Source organism: Agromyces sp. C10, assembly GCF_023217995.1.
GTDB classification, from domain to species: domain Bacteria; phylum Actinomycetota; class Actinomycetes; order Actinomycetales; family Microbacteriaceae; genus Agromyces; species Agromyces indicus.
Window position 1 is genome coordinate 111,381 of sequence record NZ_JALPSX010000003.1, and the last position, 19,413, is coordinate 130,793.

The following is a 19,413-nucleotide window of genomic DNA, read 5'->3' on the forward strand; positions in this document are numbered from 1 at the left end:
GGGTGAAGGTCCTGGTCGTCACCACGTGGTTCCCGTCCGCGTCCGCACCGGCCTCAGGGGTCTTCGTCCGCCGCGACGTCGAACTGCTCCGGCGCACCCATGAGGTCGACGTGCTGCACCTGCATCCGCATGGTGCGGTGGGGCCGACGGATGCCGCGCCCGGCGTGCGCCGGCTGGCGATGTCGACGTCGAACCCGGTCGACATCCTGCGGGCCTCCCGCGCGCTGCGGGCCGGACTCGCGCGCTGCGACCTGGTGCACACCATGTCGCCGTCGGCGCTGCTGCCCTTCGCCCCCCTGCGGGTGCGGATCCCGTGGGTGCACACCGAGCACTGGTCGGCCCTGCTCGATGCGTCCACGGTCGGCCTTCCGGCACGCCTCGGCCTCGGTGCGGCGCTCCGGCTGATGCGGCGGCCGGACGTCGTCGTGGCCGTGAGTTCGGCGCTCGCGGAGCACCTCGAGGCGAGGCTGGGCCGGACCGTCGAGGTGATCCCGAATGCCGTCGACGCCCCGGAGCAGCCCCGACCGCGCCCGCCGGCCGGCGGACCGCTGCGTCTCGTCGCAGTCGGCGGACTCATCCCGCGCAAGGGCCCCGATCTCGCCGTCGAGGCGGTCGCCGAGCTGCGACGACGCGGACGCGATGCGCGACTCCGATGGATCGGGGACGGCCCGTCCCGCGCCGAGGTCGGTGCGCTCGCCAGGCGGCTCGGCGTCGACGACGTCGTGGACTTGCCCGGCGGGTTGGCGCCCGAGGGCGTGGCCGCCGCGCTCGCGGAATCCGACCTCTTCCTGCTGCCGACCTCGGTCGAGACCTTCGGCGTGTCCATCGCCGAGGCGCTCCTCAGCGGCCGTCCGGTGGTCGTCGGGGCGAACGGCGGCCAGCGGGACTTCGTGGCCGAACCCGACGGCATCCTCGTGGCGGAGCGCACGGGGATCGCCTACGCCGATGCCGTCGAGCGCTCGCTGGAGCTCGCCCGGGACCGCTCGGCCGACGACATCGCCGCACCGCTCCGATCGCGCGTCAGTCCCGCGGCCCGTGCCGCAGCCTACGATGCGGCCTACCGCCAGGCGGTGCTCGCCCATGGCTGAGCCGGACGTCGACGTCGTCATCGCCGTGCACGACCCCGCGCGGGCCATCGACCGGGCCGTGGCGTCGGTGCTGCGATCGTCCGCGGCGCTCCGCGTCACGGTCGTCTGCCACAACCTTCCGACCGAGGCGATCGCGGGGCGGCTCGGGGCACCGGCCGACGATCCGAGGGTGCGACTCATCGAGCACCACGACGGCATCCCGAGCCCGACCGGCCCGTTCAACGCCGGCCTGGATGCCGCCACCGCCCGGTTCACCTCGGTGATGGGGTCCGATGACGAGCTGGAGCCCGGGGCGATCGACGCCTGGCTCCGCGTCGCCGACCGTGACGATGCCGACGTCGTCATCCCGCCGCTCCGGCACGCCGGCGGAGCGACGATCCCGACCCCGCCCGTCCGGCCCTGGCGCTCGCGGCGCCTCGATGGCGTCGCCGATCGCCTGAGCTACCGCAGTGCGCCGCTCGGACTGGTCTCGCGAGCCCGGTTCGCGGACGTGCGCATGGCCGTCGGACCGCGTGTGGGAGAGGACCTCGAGTACTCCGGTCGGCTGTGGTCGTCGGGCGCGGCCATCAGCCTCGCCCGGCGCGCGCCGGCGTACCTCGTGCACGACGACGCGCCGACCCGCGTCACGTTCACGCCGCGGCCGATCGCCGACGAGCTCGCCTACCTCCCGCTCCTGCTCGAGGCCCCGTGGCTGGTCGGGGCGCCGCGGCCGCACCGGACGGCCTGGGCCGTGAAGATGTGGCGCATCAACGTCTTCGGCGCCCTCTTCTACCGCAGCGGACACGCCTGGGCCCCGGAAGACCGACGTGATCTCTCCGTCCTGGCGACGGCGCTCGCGGCGTTCGCCCCGGACGCGCTGGAGCGGCTCTCCCGCCTCGAGCGCGCGCTCGTCGACGCGGCCGGCGACGAGGCGGTCTCCGACGACGATCTCAACCGGCGGGCGCGCGAGCGCCGGCGGTTCGCCAGCCCCGCCGCCCTGCTGCCGCGCCGCCTGCGGTACCTCGGCGCCCGCGAAGCGCCGTTGCGCTACATGATCGCCACGGTGCTGGCGCGGCGGTGACGGATGCCGCGGGCCACGGATCCGCGCGCACGCGGGCGCCGCGCGGCATCCGCTCCGATCAGGCCCGGCCGATGACCCGGTAGACCACGTCGTCGCCCCACGCCTCGGGGGTGCTCACGCGACGGCCGTCGATGAACGCCCGCACGCCCGGCAGGTCGGCCGGGGCGAGCGAACGGTACTCGGCGTGGTCGGCCTGCACGATGGCCGCGTCGATGTCGTCGCCCAGGTGGTAGGGCGTGAAGCCGAGACCGGCGAGCTCGTCGTCGGTGTACAGCGGGTCGTGCACCAGCACCTCGGCACCGCGGCGCTGCAGCGACGCGACGGCGTCGAACACGCCCGAGAACGCCGTCTCCTTCACGCCGCCGCGGTAGGCGGCGCCGAGCACCACGACGCGGAGGCCGGCGAGCTCGCCGATCGCGCCCTCCAGCATGCCGACGGCGTAGTCGGGCATGTCGAGGTTAGCCTCGCGCGCCGCGCGCACGACGGTCGCCTCGGGGTCGTTCCAGAGGTAGAGCCGCGGGTACACGGGGATGCAGTGCCCGCCGACCGCGATGCCCGGCTGGTGGATGTGGCTGTACGGCTGCGAGTTGGACGCCTCGATGACCTTGTACACGTCGATGCCCGACTTCTGCGCGAAGCGCGCGAACTGGTTGGCCAGTCCGATGTTCACGTCGCGGTAGGTCGTCTCGGCGAGCTTCGCGAGCTCCGACGCCTCGGCGGAACCGAGGTCCCACACGCCGTTCGGGCGAGGGAGGTCGCTGCGCTCGTCGAAGTCCAGCACGGCCTCGTAGAACTCGATCGCGCGCTGCGCGCCGGCCTCGGAGAGGCCGCCGACGAGCTTGGGGTACTTGCGCAGGTCCTCGAAGACGCGGCCCGTGAGCACGCGCTCGGGCGAGAACACGAGGTGGAAGTCGCGGCCCTCGACCAGGCCCGAGGTCTCCTCGAGCATCGGCTTCCAGCGGCCCCGGGTCGTGCCGACCGGCAGCGTCGTCTCGTAGGCGACCAGGGTGCCGGGCGTGAGGTGCTCGCCGAGCGAGCGGGTCGCGGCATCCATCCAGCCGAAGTCGGGCCGCGCTTCGGCGTCCACGAACAGCGGCACCACGAGCACGACCGCGTCGGCGCCGGGGATGGCGTCGGCGTAGTCGGTCGTCGCGCGGAGGCGGCCGGCGGGCACCAGCTCCGAGAGCTGCTCCTGGAGGTGCGCCTCTCCGGGGAACGGCTCGATCCCGGCGTTGACGAGTTCGACCGTGCGCGGGTTCACGTCGACGCCGACGACGTCGTGGCCCTTCGAGGCGAACTGCACGGCCAGCGGCAGTCCGATCTTGCCCAGGGCGATGACGGCGATCTTCACAGTGATGCTCTCCTCTTGGTGTGTGCGACGCGGCTCAGCAGCCCGTCACCTCGTACAGTCTCGCGTCGCCCCGCTCGGCCAGCAACGAGAGGGCGGCGGGGTCGCGCGGCAGGTCGGTCAGGCCGGGGTACAGCTCGGCGCGCGCGTCGCCGATGAACAGCATGCGGTCGTCGGAGTCGATGACGTGGGTGACGCCGAGCTCGGCGGCCGCCGCGCAGGCCTCGGGCGCGCCGTCGGCGAGCCCCTCGGCGATCGCGCGGTGCGCCTCGGGGTAGGCGCCGCCGACGTGCGGGAACAGCGCCTGACGGCCCGTGAACGCGTACACGAGCGCGCTGCCGTTCCACGGATTCCCGGCGATCACCGCGTCCTCGGGGACCAGCTCGGCGACGTCGTCGAACAGGGCCAGCTCGTCCGGGTTCACCGAGGGGCTGTCGGCATCGAGGCGATAGACGTCCGCGAGGTTGCCGTCGATGCTCCGGATCGCGCCGAACTGGGTGCCCACGACGGCGATCGCGGCGACGAGCGACAGCACGGTCGCGCGCAGGGCCGCCGATGGCTCCGCACCACGGCGTCGTGCCAGTCGGTCGAGGCCGGCGCCGGCCCAGTCGAGCGCGAGCACGAGGCCCACCACGGCCAGCGGCACGGCGACGACCGGCCCGAGGGCGGCCAGCCGGAACGCATCGTTGTACCAGAGCCCGGTGATGGCCGTGCGGAGCGGACCCTCGGGCCAGCCGTTCGCGAACGCGAAGAGCGTCGCGGCGAGCAGCCACGAGGCCACGAGCCAGCCCGGCGTGCGCCGGAGCAGCAGGCCGCCCACGACACCGATGCCGACGAGGAGGGTGACCACCCAGCCGACGGTGATGTCGAGCGGGCTGTTGCGGAGGGCCTCGGCCAGCGAGACGTAGAACGGCCGCACCGACGGCCAGCCGTTGTCGCCCGTCTGGAACCGGGACCAGATGAATGCCTCCACGGCGAACACCGCGAGCGTCGCTGCGACGATCAGCACCCGTCGCGACGGGCGCGTCGCGGTGCGGACGCCGCGCACGGCGGCCGCGATGACGAGCGGCGCGCTGAGCACGAAGATCGAGAACAGGGCGTTGGGGTGTGCGAGCGTCGCCGCGACGACCGCGACGAGGGTCGCGACACCCCACGCGAGGGGCGATGCCCCGGCATCGAGGCGGGCGGGCGGAATCCGGGCGTCGTCGGCCCGGCGCGTGATGCCGACGAGCCGAGGAGCGCTGCCGCCGACCGCGCCGACGAGCGAGCCCAGGGCGACGGGGACCAGTGCGATCGCGAGGGAGTTCGGGTAGAGCACGCCGTACCAGGCGAGCAGGTAGGGGAACGCGGCGAACCCGGCGCTGAGGGCTCCGGCCAGGGCGAGGACCAGCGGGCGCGGCCCGAACAGCATGCGGGCGAGGAAGACGCAGGCGACCGGCCACACGACGGCCGCGACGACGACGGCGAGCGAGTTCGCGGCGACGACCGGATCGGCACCGGCCGCGGGCATCACGAGGGCCGCGAAGGCGTGCCACGTCGTCGGGTAGAAGCCCGACGAGGCGCCGGGCGTCGTCATCGTCATGTGGAAGGGCGAGGCGTCGCCCGTGTCGGCGATCCACCGCACGGCGTTGAGGTGGAAGATCGCGTCGTAGGTCTGCGACGGGTTGCGCGGCGAGCCCATGCCGGGCAGCAGCGTCGCCAGGATGAGCGCGGCCCCCGCGGCGAGACCCGCGGCGGCGTGCAGCAGCTCGGACCAGCCGCCGGCGTCCCGCGACGACGGGCGACGCGACCAGCGACGCAGGGCGAACCCGACGAGGCCGCCGACGACCGCCAGGATGCCGACGGGCAGCAGGCCCCAGTCGAGCCCGACGAGCGGCGCGGCGATCGACGCGGCGCCGACGATGCCGACGGACGCCGCGACGGCCACGCCGAGGAACGCGACGCCGCGCAGTCCCAGCAGCAGCGCGAACGGCGCACCGGGGACCACGAACAGCACGATCGCGACCGCGATCGCGGGCAACGCCTCGATCCAGCTCATCTGTGGGCGGGGACCTCGATCACGCCTCGCCGTCGCCCGACTCGAGCGGGCCGGAGCCCTCGAGGAACGGACGCAGGCGGTTGTCGAACATGGTCAGGGCGGAACCGATCGCCATGTGCATGTCGAGGTACTTGTAGGTGCCGAGCCGGCCGCCGAAGAGGACGTCGCGCTCCTGCTTGGCGAGGGTGCGGTACTTCAGGAGCCGCTCGCGGTCGGCGGCGGTGTTCACGGGGTAGTACGGCTCGTCGCCCTGCTCGGCGAAGCGCGAGAACTCCCGCATGATCACCGTGCGGTCGGTGGGGTACCAGTCGCGCTCCGGGTGGAAGTGCCGGAACTCGTGGATGCGCGTGAAGGGGACATCGGCGTCGGGGTAGTTCATGACGCTCGTGCCCTGGAAGTCGCCCGTGGGCAGGACCTCCTCCTCGAAGTCGAGCGTGCGCCACTGCAGGGCGCCCTCGGCGTAGTCGAAGTAGCGGTCGACTGGACCGGTGTAGACGACGGGCACCTGCCCGACCGCGTTGCCCTTCGAGAACGGCTGCGACTCGTCGAAGAAGTCGGTGTCGAGGTGCACGTCGATGTTCGGGTGGTCGGCCATGCGCTCGAGCCACGCCGTGTAGCCGTCGGTGGGCAGGCCCTCGTACGTGTCGTTGAAGTAGCGGTTGTCGTAGGTGTACCGCACCGGAAGCCGGGAGATCACCTCGGCGGGCAGCTCGCTCGGGTCGGTCTGCCACTGCTTGGCGGTGTAGTGCTTGATGAACGCCTCGTACAGCGGGCGTCCGATGAGCTGGATGCCCTTGTCGTTGAGGTTCTGCGGGTCGGTGCCCGCGAGCTCGCCGGCCTGCTCGCGGATGAGCTCGCGCGCGGCATCCGGCCCGTACGCCGACCGGAAGAACTGGTTGATCGTGCCCAGGTTGATGGGCATGGGGAAGACCTCGCCGCGGTGCTGGGTGTACACCCGGTGCACGTAGTCGGTGAAGGTCGTGAACCGGTTGACGTACTCCCACACGCGCTCGTTCGAGGTGTGGAAGAGGTGGGCGCCGTACCGGTGCACCTCGATGCCCGTCTGCGGCTCGTTCTCGCTGTAGGCGTTGCCGCCGATGTGCGGCCGGCGGTCGATGACGGTGACTCGGAGGCCGAGTTCGCGGGCCGCGCGATCGGCGATGGTGAGGCCGAAGAAGCCGGATCCGACGACGAGCAGGTCTGTGTTCACGGGGTGGGGGTTCCTCTCGGGACGACGATCAAGCGTACTCGACACCGCATCCGCGCTTCCCGTGAGGGTGCGACGGATGCCGCGCCTCACCGGCTCGCGGCCAGGACCGCGTCGGCGGCGGCGCCCCCGACGGCGTCGAGGGAGGCGTTGCGCTGCACCCAGCCGGCGCGGGCGGCGCGGCCCGCGTCGGTCTCGCCGGAGCGCCACGCGTCGATCGCGCGGATCATGGCCTCCGCCGCGGCCTCGGGCGTGAAGGCGACCGCCTCGCCGAGGCCGTGGTCGCGCACGAGCGCGGCGCCGCTGCCGGTGCCGGCGAAGATCACCGGCGCTCCGCACGCGGCGGCCGCGTAGGTCTTGGTGGGTCGGGCGAAGTCGTAGCCGATCCCGGGCACGATGCTCACGAGCGCGGCGGCCGCCCCGCGGATCCACTGGGCCGCCTCCGTCGGGGGGACCACGCCGCCGAGGACGATCCGGTCACCGCCGACCCGTGCCGCCTCGCTTCGGATGGCGGGCTCGGACGCGCCCTGCCCGAAGTAGCGCAGCCGGGCGTCGGGGTGACGCTCGAGCACGGCCGGCATCGCCCGGGCGAACAGCTCGGCGCCCTGCCACTCCGACATCGTGCCGGTGTAGACGAGGTACGGGCCGTCGTCCTCCTTGGCGGGGCCGTCGGGTGAGAAGAGCCCGGTGTCGACGCCGTTGCCCACGGTCGCGATCCGGTCGCGGCGCGCGCCGAGCTCGACCAGCCGGTCGGTGACCTCGTCCGAGATCGACAGGACGCTCGCGGCCCGACGGAGCACCGCGCCCTCGACGGCGCGCATGATCCGCACCACGAGCCGTGGCGCACCCATCGAGATCACGCCGTCGGTCCACACGTCGGCCGCGTAGTACGCGAACGGCTTGCGCCGCAGTGCGCTCACCACGGCCACGACGAGCCCCGTCGTGGGCGGCGCCTCCGCGACCGCCAGGTCGTAGCGCGCGAAGAGCAGGCGGAACACGAGCGGGATGTCGTAGCTCAGGTACTGCACGTAGCCGCGCACGTTCCCGCCGCGGTCGCGCAGCACGGGCACGCGCGAGACCTCGATCCCCGGCTCGTCGACCTGCTGGGCGGGAGCGGTCTTCGGCGGGGTGGTCGTGAGCACCCGCACGCGGCAGCCTCGCCGCGCGAAACCCCGCGCGAGCGCACGGAGTCGGAAGGCCCCCGCGCTCACCTCGGGAGCGAAGAGGCGGGAGGCGATGAGGATCCGGGGCGCGTCCGCCATCGCTCAGGCGGCCGCGAGCGACTGCGACTGGCCGGTGCGCGCGGACTCGACGACCGCCTCGGCGACGCGGAGGGTCGTGAGGCCCTCGCGCATGGTCACCGTCTCCGACGACTTCCCGAGGATGGCATCGCGGAACGCCTCGTGCTCGGACCGCAGCGGCTCGCGCTTGGCGAGTGCGAAGCGGATCATCGAGCCCTCCGACACGCCGCGGAACGCCGCCACGGACTCCCACTCGGTGGTCTGGGTGCCGTTCTCGAAGAAGGTCAGGTCGGCGCTCACCGTGTCGGCGACGAACGCGCCGCGCTCACCGGTGACGACGGTCACGCGCTCCTTCATGGGCGAGAGCCAGTTGACGAGGTGGTTCGTGATCGCGCCGTTGGCCAGCTGGCCGGTGGCCGAGACCATGTCCTCGTGCGGGCGACCGCTGCGCGTCGTGGTGCGCGCGGCGATGCTCGTGTACGCCGACTGCGCCAGCCAGGCCGTGAGGTCGATGTCGTGGGTGCCCAGGTCCTTGACGACGCCGACGTCCGCGATCCGCGCCGGGAACGGACCCTGGCGTCGCGTGGCGATCTGGTACAGCTCGCCGAGCTCGCCCTCGGCGAGTCGACGGCGCAGGTCCTGGAGTGCCGGGTTGTACCGCTCGATGTGGCCCACGGCACCGACGAGGCCGGCCCGCTCGAACGCGGACGCGACGCGCTCGCCGGCGGCGCTGTCACTGGCGATCGGCTTCTCGACGAGCGTGTGCACGCCGGCATCCGCCAGTTCGAGCGCCACCGCCTCGTGGTAGCCGGTGGGCACGGCGACCACGGCCGCGTCGATGCCCTGCTCGATGAGCGCCGCGACGGACTCGAGCACGGGCAGGCCCCCGGCCACGCCGTGCGGGTCGCCCTGCGCGTCGGCGACGGCGACGAGGCGCACGCCCTCGAGCTCGCGCGTGACGCGGACGTGGTGACGGCCCATCATGCCGAGGCCGATGACGCCGATGCGCAGTTCCGCCATCACGCACCCGCCTTCGCGAGCTCGTTCACGGCCGAGACGATGCGCTCGAGGTCCGCCTCGGACAGCGACGGGTGGACCGGCAGCGAGAGCACCTCGCGCGCGGCCCGCTCGGTCTCGGGCAGGTCGAGGTCGAGGCCGAACGAGGGGAGGCGGTGGTTGGGGATCGGGTAGTAGACGCCCGAGCCGATCTGGTACTGCTCGCGCAGCGCCGTCGCGAACCCGTCGCGGTCCTCGGGGACCCGGATCGTGTACTGGTGGTAGACGTGCTCGGCGCCCTCGGCCACCGGGGGCGTCACGACGCCCTTGAGGTTGGCGTCGAGGAAGGCGGCGTTGCGGCGGCGGGTCTCGGTCCAGCCGAGCACCTTGGTGAGCTGCACGCGGCCGATGGCGGCGTGGATGTTGGTCATGCGGGCGTTGAAGCCGACGACCTCGTTCTCGTACTGCTTCTCCATGCCCTGGTTGCGGAGGAGGCGCAGCATCCGCTCGACGCCGGCGTCGTCGGTGGAGACCATGCCGCCCTCGCCGCTCGTCATGTTCTTCGTCGGGTAGAGGCTGAACATCGCGAAGCGGCCGAACGTGCCGACGCGGCGTCCGCTCAGGCTCGCGCCGTGCGCCTGCGCGGCGTCCTCGTAGAGGGCCAGGCCGCGCTGGGCCGCGAGCTCCTCGAAGGCGGTCATGTTCGCGGGATGCCCGTAGAGGTGCACGGGCATGATGCCGACCGTGCGCTCGGTGACCTTGGCGGCCACGTCGGCGGGGTCGAGGCAGAAGTGGTTCGGCTCGATGTCGGCGAAGACCGGCGTCGCGCCGGTGAGGGCGACGGAGTTGGCGGTCGCGGCGAAGGTGAACGACGGCACGATCACCTCGTCGCCCGGACCCACGCCCGAGGCCAGCAGGCCGAGGTGCTGGCCGGCGGTGCCCGAGTTGACGGCGACGACGGCGCGCCCGTCGAGGAGGACCTCGGAGAACTCCTGCTCGAACGTGGCGACCTCGGCGCCCTGCGCCAGCATGCCCGAGGCGAGGACCGCGTCGACCGCGGCCCGCTCCTCGTCGCCGACGATCGGCTTGGCGGCCGGGATGAACTCGCTCATGACTGCTCCTCCCGCAGGATCCCTGCGTCTTCGATGTAGCGTTCGCCGGTCTCGGGGCACACCCAGGCGTCGCCCTGCTGCTCGAGCGGCACGCCCGCGCGGCCGACCCAGCGGATGCGTCGCGCGGGCACGCCCGCGACGAGCGCGAAGTCCGGCACGTCCTTCGTGACGACCGCGCCGGCGGCCACGGTGGCCCAGCGCCCGATCGTGACCGGCGCCACGCACACGGCGCGTGCGCCGATCGATGCGCCGTCGCGGATGGTCACCCCGACCGGGGTCCAGTCGTGGGCGCTCTTCAGCGAGCCGTCGGGGCTGATCGCCCGCGGATAGGTGTCGTTGGTGAGCACCACCGCCGGGCCGATGAACACGCCCTGCCCGAGTTCGGCCGGCTCGTAGACCAGCGCGTAGTTCTGCACCTTGCAGTTGTCGCCCAGGACGACGCCGCTGCCGATGTACGCGCCACGGCCGACGATGCAGTTCTCGCCGAGGCGAGCACCCTCTCGGACCTGCGCGAGATGCCAGACCTTGCTGCCGTCGCCGATGACGGCGTCGTCTGAGACGTCCGCGCTCGGAGCGATCGTAGTCACGGGCATGTCCTTTCCGGCGCCGCGCCCGGTGGTGGGCGGGTGCCGCGATCAGTCGGGGGAGTCGGTGTCGGCGTCGTCGGGCCGGGACGCCCGCTCGAGGCGGTCCAACTTTACCTGCTGCAGCGCGACCTCCTCGGCGAGCGTTCGCGTGCGGTCCTCCAGGTCGGTGAGCTCGCCGGCGTGCTGGAGGCTCACGAGGAACAGGATCACGATGCTGACGAAGAAGACGAGGTTCGAGGGGACGCCGACGTTCAGCAGGTCGGCGGCCCACGTCAGCAGGCTCGGGAAGAAGCCGATGACCAGCGCGCCGACCGCGGCGAAGAACCACCAGATCGCGTGCCGCTCGCGGAGCCGCCGGCGACGGAGCAGCTCGACGACCGCGGCGAACGCGATGAGCGCCGCGACGACGCCGAGGAGGTAGGTGCCCGTGCTCATCGGCTGCCTCCGGTCTCGGGGATGACCACCCGGGGGCGCAGCAGGGCGAACCCGAGCGCGACGAACGCGCGCACGAGGTAGACCGCGGCCTTGATCGGATGGTGCGAGGGCGCGCCGCCCTGGCGGGGCCGCATCGCGACGGGCACCTGGCGGATGCGCAGGCCCGCGCGGGCGGCGATGACGAGGGCCTCGACGGTGTCGCCCAGGTACTCGGCCGGGTAGTGCTCGGCGAACAGCGCGATGGCGCGGGGCCCGTTGGCCTTGAAGCCGCTCGTCGTGTCGGTGAGGCGGGTGCGGCTGATGCGGCTGATGACGCGCGAGAGCACGACCATCGCCCAGCGGCGGGGCCCGCGCGCGGCGTACTCGCCCTTGCCCGCGAACCGGGCGCCGATCGCGATGTCGCTGTGGTCGAGCGCCGCGATCAGCTCGGGCACCTCGGCCGGGTCGTGCTGGCCGTCGGCGTCGAGCTGCACGACCGTGCGATACCCCTCCGACTTGGCGTAGCGGAAGCCGGCGCGCATGGCGCCGCCGACGCCGAGGTTGTAGGGCAGGCGCAGCACCGTGGCGCCGGCCGCCGCGGCACGCTCGGCCGTGGCATCCGTCGAACCGTCGTCGACGACGAGGCAGGGCACGCCCGGCATCGCGCGCTGGATCTCCGCCAGCACCGCTCCGACCGAGGCCTCCTCGTTGAACGCGGGCAGCACGATGAGCGTGCCCTGGGGCCTCGGAAGCATGAAGGGATCGTATCAGCGGCGTCGTCGCGCATCCGGAACGCCGCAGGCGGCATCCGCCGTCTCAGCGGGCACGCACCGCCGGTGTGGGAGGATGACCCCCGCGACACGTGAGAGGAGAATCTGGTTCCGTGAAGCTCATCTGGCGGACCTTGCGCCGCCTGCTGCCCATCCTTCCCCCCGAGGAGCGCGCGTTCCTCTGGTGGTTCGTGGTCCTCTCCAGCGCGCTCGCCCTGCTCGACATCCTCGCCCTCGGCATCCTCGCGCTGTCCCTCGGCTCCATGGTGCAGTCGGCGCCCATCAACATCCCCGGCATCGGCCAGGTCGGCATCGACGGGTACGTGTGGGTGCTGCTCGCCGTGTCGCTGCTGATCATCCTGAAGTCCGCGCTGAACGTGCTGCTGCAGTGGGTCGCCACGCGCAAGTTCGCCAAGTACGAGCTCACGGTCGGCGATCGGCTGTTCGATGCGTACATCCGCGCGCCGTGGGTCGAGCGCATCACGCGCAGCACCTCGCAGCTCGTCCGGCTCGTCGACGTGGGCGTGGCGACGACCACGTCCGGCTTCCTCCTGCCCGTCATCACGCTGCCCTCGCTCATCACGACGTTCATCGCCGTGCTCGTGGTCGTGCTCGTCGCCGCACCGCTCACCGCGCTCATCACGGTCGTCTACCTCGGCGCCATCGGCCTGCTGCTCTACCGCTGGGTCTCGCGCCGCGCCGTGCAGGCCGGCCGGGTCAACCGCGACTACTCCATCCGCGCCGCGGCGATCATGACCGACATGGTCAACGCCCTGAAGGAGATCACGCTGCGCAACAAGGCGGCCGAGGTCGCCGCGAACGTGCACCGCAACCGCATCTCGTCGACGCGGGCGCGGGCGAACCTCTACTTCCTCGGCGGCGTGCCGAAGTTCGTGCTCGACGGCGCCCTCGTCGGCGGCTTCGTCATCGTGGGCGGCGCGGCGTACGCCGTCGGCGGGCTCTCGGAGGCGATCGCGGCGGTCGCGCTGTTCGGTGTCGCGGGCTTCCGCATCGTGCCGTCGATCATCTCCTTCCAGGGCCTCCTCACGAACGCGCAGGCGAACGCGCCGCACGTCGAGATGGTCGTGAGCGACGTCGAGGATGCCCAGGAGCACCTCCGCCGCGCCGAGGAGATCGGCCACGAGCCGCTCCGTGGCGAGCCCGAGCGGCTCGTCCTCCGCGACGTCGCGTTCAGCTACCCGGACTCCGAGCGCCCGGCCGTCCAAGGCATCGACCTCGACATCCCGATGGGCTCCACCCTCGGGCTCGTCGGCCCGTCCGGTGCCGGCAAGTCGACGGTCGTCGACATCCTGCTCGGGCTGATCTCGCCCTCGCAGGGCACGATCGAGGTCGACGGGATGCCGCTCGAGCGCGTGCTGGCGGCGTGGCGCGACCGCGTGGGCTACGTGCCCCAGCAGGTGGCCCTGTTCAACGGCACCGTCGCCCAGAACGTGGCGCTGTCGTGGGAGGGCGAGATCGACTACGACCGCGTGCAGCGCGCCCTCGAGCGGGCGCAGCTCTGGCCGGCCATCGCCGCTCGACCGGGCGGAATGGACTCGCGGATCGGCGATGCGGGCATCTCCCTCTCGGGCGGGCAGCGGCAGCGCCTCGGGATCGCGCGGGCCCTGTACAGCGAGCCGCTCGTCCTCGTCCTCGACGAGGCGACGAGCGCGCTCGACACGAAGACCGAGGCGGATGTCGCGCAGGCCATCCGCGCACTCGAGGGCAAGGTGACCGTCGTCTCCGTCGCGCACCGGCTCTCGACCGTGCGCGACAACGACCTGCTCTGCTACCTCGACGACGGCCGGATCGTGGCGCAGGGCACGTTCGCCGAGCTCGTGTCCCGCGTGCCGGAATTCAAGGTGCAGGCGGCGCTCGCCGGCCTGACATGAGCGGGGCGAGCGGATGACGCCGCCCTCCCTCGCCGCGCGCGTGCGGGCCGCGCTGCCCGCCGGGGTCGTGCGCGGCCTCGACCGGGCGATCTCGGCCGTGCCCGACCTTCGTCCGCCGCCCGCACCGATGAGCCCGCCCGACGGTGCCCGTCGACTGCTCGTCGCGCCGGCCAACTTCGCGGGCCAGGGCTGGGCGTGGGCTCGCGCCGCCGAGCGGCTCGACGGCGTCGGTGCCCGCAGCATGACCTATCGCGGGGCGGCGGGCTTCGGCTTCCCGAGCGACTACGCCGTCGACACGCGCACGTTCCTGCGCTCCCGCGCATGGCAGCGCACGTGGTTCGCGACCGTCTCCGGCCGATTCACGCACGTCCTGGTCGAAGCGGAACTGCCGATCTTCGGGCGCCTGTTCCGCGGCGACGTCGTCCGCGAGGTCGCCGCCCTGCGCGAGGCCGGGGTCGAGGTCGCCATGGTGGCCCACGGGTCCGACATCCGACTGCCGAGCCGGCACCGGGCGACCGAACCCGACTCGCCCTTCGCGCCCGGACGATACGAGGGCACCGACCAGCTCGAACGGTCGGCGGCGCGCAACCTCGACGTGCTGGCGCAGGTCGGCGCGCCGGTCTTCGTCTCGACGCCCGACCTCCTCGCCGACGCACCGGGCGCCACCTGGCTGCCCGTCGTCGTCGGCGAGGGGTGGCTCGCGCGCGATGCGGCCCCCGTGCTCGCGGGGGATCGGCCCCTGGTCGTGCACATCCCCAGTCGCGCCGGCCTCAAGGGCAGCGCCGCGATCGAGCCGGCCATGCGGCGTCTGCACGACGAGGGGCTCGTGCGGTACGAGCGGCACGAGGGCGTCGCGGCCGACGCCATGCCGGAGCTCTACCGACGGGCCGACATCGTCCTCGACCAGTTCTCGCTCGGCTCCTACGGCGTCGCGGCGTGCGAGGCGCTCGCCGCCGGCCGCATCGTGATCGGCCACGTCCGCGAGGACGTCCGCGAGCACGTGCTCGGTGCGGTCGGCGGCGCGTTGCCCATCGTGCAGTCGCGCGCGGAGGATCTCGACCGCGTGGTGCGCGACCTGCTCGCCGACCCCGCGCGTGCGCGCGCGGCGGCCGCCGAAGGGCCCCGGTTCGTGCGCGCCGTCCACGACGGCCGTCGATCGGCTGCGGTGCTCGGTGCGTCGTTCCTGGCCGACCGATCCGCCGCGCCTCCGGCATGATGGACGGGTGAGCCCCTCGACCCTGCAGCGCCGACTCGTCGCCCTCATCCCGGACTCCGTGCAGATGCGGCTCCGCCCGCAGCTGTTCGGCTTCACCGCCGCCGACATCCCCGCGCCGATCGTCGCCCCGCAGGGCCGCGTGCGACTGCTGATCGCGCCCGCGAACTTCGCCGGGCAGGGGTTCGAGTGGGCGCGCGCCGCCGAGCGCATCACGGGTGTGGGCGCGACGAACCTCTCGTACCGCAACCCCGGCGAGTTCGCGTTCCCGACCGACTACGAGGTCCCCACGGCGGTGTTCGCGAAGTCGCGCACGTGGCAGCGACGCCAGGTCCGCGCGGTCGAGCGGGGCTTCACCCACGTGATCATCGAGGCGGAGCGGCCGATCTTCGGTCGGCGCTACGACGAGGACGTCACCCGCGAGGTCGCCGTGCTCCGTCGCGCCGGCATCCGGGTCGCCATGCTGTGCCACGGTTCCGACATCCGGCTGCCCAGCCGGCATCGCACCCACGAGCCCGACTCGCCGTTCGTCGAGGGCGGCTACGCCGAGACCGATCGTCTCGAGGAGCAGGCGACGCGTCACCGGGCGCTGCTCGACCGGATCGGGTCCACGGTGCTCGTGTCGACCCCGGATCTCCTCCTCGACGTCCCCGAAGGCGTCTGGCTCCCCGTGGTGGTGGGCGAGCGCTGGCGGGAACGACCCGCTGCCCCCGTGCTCGAGCGGGACCGCCCGCTCGTCGTGCACGTGCCGAGCCGGGCCGGGCTGAAGGGGTCCGACCTGATCGAGGACACGATGCGCGCCCTGGATGCCGAGGGCGTCGTGACCTACGAACGTCACGAGGGCGTCGTCGCCGAGCGGATGCCGGAGCTGTACGGTCGCGCCGACATCGTGCTCGACCAGTTCTCGCTCGGCATCTACGGCGTGGCGACGTGCGAGGCCCTCTCCACGGGTCGGGTCGTGGTGAGCCATGTCTCCGATCAGGTGCGCGACCACGTGCGCCGGGCGACGGGTCGGGAGCTGCCCGTCGTCGAGTCCCGCGCCGCGGACCTCGACCGAGTCATCCGCGGGATCGTCGCAGACCGGGAGAGTTACCGCTCGATCGCCGCCGACGGTCCCGACTTCGTCCGCGAGGTCCACGACGGGCGGCGCTCGGCCGAGGTGCTCGCGACGGCGTTCCTCGACCACTGAGCCGGGATCGCCCGGACCGCACCGCTGGTGCGGCCGCGGCCCCTCCCGGCCGGGCGGTCAGCGCTCGAACGTGTCGCGCCACGCCTCGGGGGACGTGATGCGCGGGAGCGCGTCCCGGTACTGCTTCGACAGCTCGGGCCAGCGCCGCTTGAGTTCGCGGTGCAGCTTCCGGCTCTGCCGGACCAGCCGGCGGAACGTGCGCGGGTCGCGCGTGTAGCGCACCTTGCCGGTCCCGTCGGCCGTGGACACGAGGGCACTGTCGTACACGGGCAGGCGGAACCAGGTCGCGTCGCGCTTGGCCAGCTCCACCTGCGGCGCGGCGATGTTGCGCGGCTGCGGCTTCGTGAACCACTGGCGCGCCACCATCCGCGCCGTGAAGAGCACGAGCGGGATGCCGCGGGGCCCCTTGCCGGGCTTGCCGTCGGGACCGAGCGGGAACACCTTCTTGCCCTCGACCGTCGCCGGGACCTCCTCCTCGGTCTTCAGCACGGTCTTCTCGGGGAACCGCTTCGCCTCGGCGCGGAGCTCGCCGAGGATGCTGCCGAGCTCGGCCTGCATGTGGTCCGGCCCGCGCAGGATGTCCTTCAGCGCCCGGTGCCGCAGCGTGACCGGGTAGTACTGCATCGACAGCAGGTGGCGCAGGTCCCAGCGCCAGCTGTCCTCGGCGAGCTGACCGCCGCCCTCGTGCGGCGAGTGCAGCAGGGCCGCGACGAACCGGTTGCGCGCGTGGAAGTACGCCTGCCAGTCGATGGAGTCGTCCTTGTCGAGCCACGAGACGTGCCAGAGCGCGGCGCCGGGGAGCGTCACGGTCGGGAACCCGTGAGCGCGGGCGCGCAGGCAGTATTCCGCGTCATCCCACTTGATGAAGGCCGGCAGTGCGAGGCCCGCCTCGCGCAGCGCCGCTGTCGGGATGAGGCAGAACCACCACCCGTTGTAGTCGGTGTCCATGCGCGCGTGCATCCAGCGCGTCTGGCGCAGATTGCTGAAGCGGAAGTCGTGCGGCACCTCGTCGTGGGGCTGCGCGTGCCACATGAACGGGCCGAGGTCCATCGACTCGGCGAACGCGTGCATGACCGGACGGTCGAGGAGGTCGAACATGTGGCCCCCGACCAGCACCGGCTGCGTCGCGTACCGAGCGAACCGCACGGAGCGTGCGATGCTCTCGGGCTCGATCGTGACGTCGTCGTCGAGGAGGATCACGTACTCGCTCGTGCCGGCCTCGAGGGTCTCGAGCATGGAGCGCGCGAACCCGCCCGAGCCGCCGAGGTTGGCCTGTTCGATGACCTCGAGCCGGTCGCCCATGCGCTCGGCGATGCCCGGGTACTCCTCGCGCGCGCTCACCAACTGCGTGCCCTGGTCGACGACGTAGACCCGGTCGAGCACCTCGCCGACCGACGCGTCGCTCGCGAGCGCCTCGAGGGTGCGGACGCAGTAGTCCGGCTTGTTCATCGTCGTGATGCCGATCGAGGCGCGGCCGTCGCGGACGGCGGGCACGTCGGTCTCCCAGGCGGCGTCGCTCAGCACCACATCGCCGCGGCCCGCGACGACGTCGAACCAGTACCAGCCGCCGTCGCCGAAGGTCGTCACGGGCAGGTCGACGTGCACCGTGCCGCCCTCGCCCGAGAACGACTCGGATGCCACGCGCTGCGGCACGCCCTGCGCGGTCGACCGGTACACGAGCAGCGTGCCCGAGCCGCTGAGCGTGGCACGGAGGCGGACGCGGTCGACCACGGTCCAGTGCTGCCAGTACGAGGCCGGGAAGGCGTTGAAGTAACCCGCGAACGACATGCGCTCGCCGGACGCCACGCGGAAGCGGTCGCGCCCCAGCACGTCGTCGATGTGCGCGCGGTCGCTCACGCGCACCTCGCGGGTGCCGAATCGCGCCCACACGTCGGCGTCGACGTACAGGGGCAGGACATCGGGGTCGCCGTCCTGCGGGAAGACGACGCGCTGCAGCTCGGTCCAGGTCGAGGTCACTCGTTGCTCTCCGGGGAAGTCGGTGGGGCCGACGACGGTCGGCCGCTACGAGCCTACCGCCACCGCCGGTCGCAGTCTGGGCGCCAGCTTCCAGAGCTGCACCGCCAGCACCGCCATCTCCGCCGCGGCGAGGCCCCAGGCCACGCCCGGCGCGCCGATGAGCAGCAGCAGCGGGATCATCAGCGCGGTGCCGACGACGGCGCCGGCGATGGTGCTCGTCGACAGGACGCGCGACATCCCGAGCGCCGTGAGGCACGCGAAGCCCGTCAGCTGCGAGGCCAGGATCGCGGCGAGGTTCACGCCCATCGGGATCGCGAGGTCCCAGCCGATCCGGAGGGCGCCGCCGGAGAGGATGTCGCCGGCCCACGGCGACAGGAGGGCGTACGCGAGGCCGCCGAGCACGCCCAGCGCGAGCGCGATGCCGGTGACGCGACGGGCGCGCGCCGCGAGGGCGGCGGGGTCGGGGTGCGGCACCCAGCCCTGGGCGACCTGCACGATCGGGCGCGTCGCGTAGAGCGCCAGGCGCACCATCCGCTCGGCCAGGGCGTACACGGCGGTGGCGGCGGGGACGAACAGCTCGACGAGCACGATCGGGACGTTCACGTAGATCGACGACGTCGCCGACATCGCGACCGTGTGGCCCTGCCCCCTGAGGTTCCGCACCGCGCGCACGGGGGAGAGCGTCATCCGCCAGCCGTCGTACCGCCGGAGGATGTCGACCGTGCAGATGAGCGCCGAGACGACCACGCCCGCCAACTGCAGGGCGGCGAACCAGATCGCATCGCCCGTGGCGATGACCGCGCCCGCGCCGGCGAGCGTGCCCACCAGCCGCGGGGCGGTGTCGAGCAGGAGGAACCGCAGCGGGCTGCGCTCGCCCACGTAGAACCACCCGGCCCCGAGCGCGACGAGGATGCCGCTGATCGTCGTCAGCGCGGCGAGCACCGGCTGCGCGGGGGTGATGGCGATGGCGACGACGACGGCGACCGGCACGACGACGAGGCTCAGCCACATCCGGCTGAGGACCGAGTCGGCGAAGTACCGCCCGCGCTCCTCGACGGGGCGCGAGGCGACCTCGGTGGGGCCCACGACGCCCCAGCCGTAGACGGCGAGCACGAACGCGAACCCGGAGACGGCCTGCGCGACGGCGATGGTGGCCCACGACTCGGTGCCGGCCGCGATGATGACCGCGGGGATCACCATCAGGCTCACGATGCCGCTGAGCACGACCGAGAGGCCGTATCCGCCCAGTGCGCGCGCGATCACGCCCCTGCGCATGCGGTC

16 protein-coding genes are annotated in these 19,413 nt (G+C 72.9%); 5 read left to right on the forward strand and 11 right to left on the reverse strand.

Translation table 11 applies throughout. The annotated features are described in order from the left end of the window. Nucleotides 1–2 precede the first annotated feature (2 nt). The gene (locus M1L56_RS04315) at nucleotides 3–1,088 is read left to right on the forward strand and encodes a glycosyltransferase family 4 protein (RefSeq protein ID WP_248598310.1); all 1,086 of its coding nucleotides are present in this window, start codon (nucleotides 3–5) and stop codon (nucleotides 1,086–1,088) included. Beyond that, nucleotides 1,081–2,148: a glycosyltransferase family A protein gene (locus M1L56_RS04320; RefSeq protein ID WP_248598311.1), complete on the forward strand. Its 1,068-nt coding sequence runs from the start codon at nucleotides 1,081–1,083 to the stop codon at nucleotides 2,146–2,148. Before M1L56_RS04315 ends, M1L56_RS04320 begins: the two co-directional genes overlap by 8 nt. A gap of 58 nt (nucleotides 2,149–2,206) precedes the next feature. On the opposite strand, the gene M1L56_RS04325 is transcribed toward M1L56_RS04320, so the two are convergent. The 9 genes from M1L56_RS04325 to M1L56_RS04365 form a co-directional block, all read right to left on the reverse strand. Continuing rightward, nucleotides 2,207–3,499 carry a nucleotide sugar dehydrogenase gene (locus tag M1L56_RS04325; protein ID WP_248598312.1) on the reverse strand — a complete coding sequence of 431 codons (1,293 nt, stop codon included), beginning with the start codon at nucleotides 3,497–3,499 and terminating at the stop codon, nucleotides 2,207–2,209. Between the two features lie 34 nt (nucleotides 3,500–3,533). Then, nucleotides 3,534–5,534 (reverse strand): DUF6541 family protein, encoded by a 2,001-nt coding sequence (locus M1L56_RS04330; protein WP_248598313.1) that lies wholly within the window; start codon nucleotides 5,532–5,534, stop codon nucleotides 3,534–3,536. A 19-nt stretch (nucleotides 5,535–5,553) separates the two neighbouring features. Continuing rightward, the gene (glf, locus tag M1L56_RS04335; protein WP_248598314.1) at nucleotides 5,554–6,744 is read right to left on the reverse strand and encodes a UDP-galactopyranose mutase; all 1,191 of its coding nucleotides are present in this window, start codon (nucleotides 6,742–6,744) and stop codon (nucleotides 5,554–5,556) included. An 86-nt stretch (nucleotides 6,745–6,830) separates the two neighbouring features. Then, entirely contained in the window at nucleotides 6,831–8,003 is a 1,173-nt protein-coding gene (locus M1L56_RS04340; protein ID WP_282573212.1) for a glycosyltransferase family 4 protein, read from the reverse strand. A gap of 3 nt (nucleotides 8,004–8,006) precedes the next feature. After that, the gene (locus tag M1L56_RS04345; RefSeq protein ID WP_067950143.1) at nucleotides 8,007–9,002 is read right to left on the reverse strand and encodes a Gfo/Idh/MocA family protein; all 996 of its coding nucleotides are present in this window, start codon (nucleotides 9,000–9,002) and stop codon (nucleotides 8,007–8,009) included. Continuing rightward, entirely contained in the window at nucleotides 9,002–10,090 is a 1,089-nt protein-coding gene (locus M1L56_RS04350) for a DegT/DnrJ/EryC1/StrS aminotransferase family protein (protein WP_248598316.1), read from the reverse strand. The genes M1L56_RS04345 and M1L56_RS04350 overlap by 1 nt, the downstream gene beginning before the upstream one ends. Beyond that, nucleotides 10,087–10,683: an acyltransferase gene (locus tag M1L56_RS04355; protein ID WP_067950139.1), complete on the reverse strand. Its 597-nt coding sequence runs from the start codon at nucleotides 10,681–10,683 to the stop codon at nucleotides 10,087–10,089. The genes M1L56_RS04350 and M1L56_RS04355 overlap by 4 nt, the downstream gene beginning before the upstream one ends. Nucleotides 10,684–10,725: 42 nt before the next feature. Continuing rightward, a complete protein-coding gene (locus M1L56_RS04360) occupies nucleotides 10,726–11,112 on the reverse strand; it encodes a DUF2304 domain-containing protein (RefSeq protein ID WP_067950137.1) in 387 nt (128 codons plus the stop codon). Beyond that, nucleotides 11,109–11,846: a glycosyltransferase family 2 protein gene (locus M1L56_RS04365; RefSeq protein ID WP_067950135.1), complete on the reverse strand. Its 738-nt coding sequence runs from the start codon at nucleotides 11,844–11,846 to the stop codon at nucleotides 11,109–11,111. Before M1L56_RS04365 ends, M1L56_RS04360 begins: the two co-directional genes overlap by 4 nt. A 128-nt stretch (nucleotides 11,847–11,974) precedes the next feature. On the opposite strand from M1L56_RS04365, the gene M1L56_RS04370 reads away from it, so the two are divergent. From M1L56_RS04370 to M1L56_RS04380, 3 genes are read left to right on the forward strand one after another with little or no spacing between them, the layout of a single operon-like run. Further along, nucleotides 11,975–13,753, forward strand: a complete 1,779-nt coding sequence (locus tag M1L56_RS04370) for an ABC transporter ATP-binding protein (RefSeq protein ID WP_067950133.1) — start codon at nucleotides 11,975–11,977, stop codon at nucleotides 13,751–13,753. Between the two features lie 13 nt (nucleotides 13,754–13,766). Then, nucleotides 13,767–14,969, forward strand: coding sequence for a glycosyltransferase (locus M1L56_RS04375; RefSeq protein ID WP_248598317.1), 1,203 nt, complete (start codon nucleotides 13,767–13,769; stop codon nucleotides 14,967–14,969). A gap of 7 nt (nucleotides 14,970–14,976) precedes the next feature. Then, nucleotides 14,977–16,155 carry a hypothetical protein gene (locus M1L56_RS04380; protein ID WP_248598318.1) on the forward strand — a complete coding sequence of 393 codons (1,179 nt, stop codon included), beginning with the start codon at nucleotides 14,977–14,979 and terminating at the stop codon, nucleotides 16,153–16,155. Between the two features lie 57 nt (nucleotides 16,156–16,212). Here the strand turns inward: M1L56_RS04380 and M1L56_RS04385 are convergent, their stop codons facing one another. Together M1L56_RS04385 and M1L56_RS04390 are read right to left on the reverse strand one after the other, a co-directional pair. Further along, entirely contained in the window at nucleotides 16,213–18,132 is a 1,920-nt protein-coding gene (locus M1L56_RS04385; protein ID WP_248598319.1) for a glycosyltransferase, read from the reverse strand. Nucleotides 18,133–18,177: 45 nt separating this feature from the next. Beyond that, nucleotides 18,178–19,407: a lipopolysaccharide biosynthesis protein gene (locus tag M1L56_RS04390; protein WP_248598320.1), complete on the reverse strand. Its 1,230-nt coding sequence runs from the start codon at nucleotides 19,405–19,407 to the stop codon at nucleotides 18,178–18,180. Nucleotides 19,408–19,413 lie beyond the last annotated feature (6 nt).

What these genes read in the sequence shown, in the direction of transcription:
- M1L56_RS04320 (WP_248598311.1), top strand. Translation starts at nt 1,081, where the DNA reads ATGGCTGAGCCGGACGTCGACGTCGTCATCGCCGTGCACGACCCCGCG.
- M1L56_RS04330 (WP_248598313.1), bottom strand. Translation starts at nt 5,534, where the DNA reads ATGAGCTGGATCGAGGCGTTGCCCGCGATCGCGGTCGCGATCGTGCTG.
- M1L56_RS04340 (WP_282573212.1), bottom strand. Translation starts at nt 8,003, where the DNA reads ATGGCGGACGCGCCCCGGATCCTCATCGCCTCCCGCCTCTTCGCTCCC.
- M1L56_RS04345 (WP_067950143.1), bottom strand. Translation starts at nt 9,002, where the DNA reads ATGGCGGAACTGCGCATCGGCGTCATCGGCCTCGGCATGATGGGCCGT.
- M1L56_RS04350 (WP_248598316.1), bottom strand. Translation starts at nt 10,090, where the DNA reads ATGAGCGAGTTCATCCCGGCCGCCAAGCCGATCGTCGGCGACGAGGAG.
- M1L56_RS04355 (WP_067950139.1), bottom strand. Translation starts at nt 10,683, where the DNA reads ATGCCCGTGACTACGATCGCTCCGAGCGCGGACGTCTCAGACGACGCC.
- M1L56_RS04360 (WP_067950137.1), bottom strand. Translation starts at nt 11,112, where the DNA reads ATGAGCACGGGCACCTACCTCCTCGGCGTCGTCGCGGCGCTCATCGCG.
- M1L56_RS04365 (WP_067950135.1), bottom strand. Translation starts at nt 11,846, where the DNA reads ATGCTTCCGAGGCCCCAGGGCACGCTCATCGTGCTGCCCGCGTTCAAC.
- M1L56_RS04375 (WP_248598317.1), top strand. Translation starts at nt 13,767, where the DNA reads ATGACGCCGCCCTCCCTCGCCGCGCGCGTGCGGGCCGCGCTGCCCGCC.
- M1L56_RS04390 (WP_248598320.1), bottom strand. Translation starts at nt 19,407, where the DNA reads ATGCGCAGGGGCGTGATCGCGCGCGCACTGGGCGGATACGGCCTCTCG.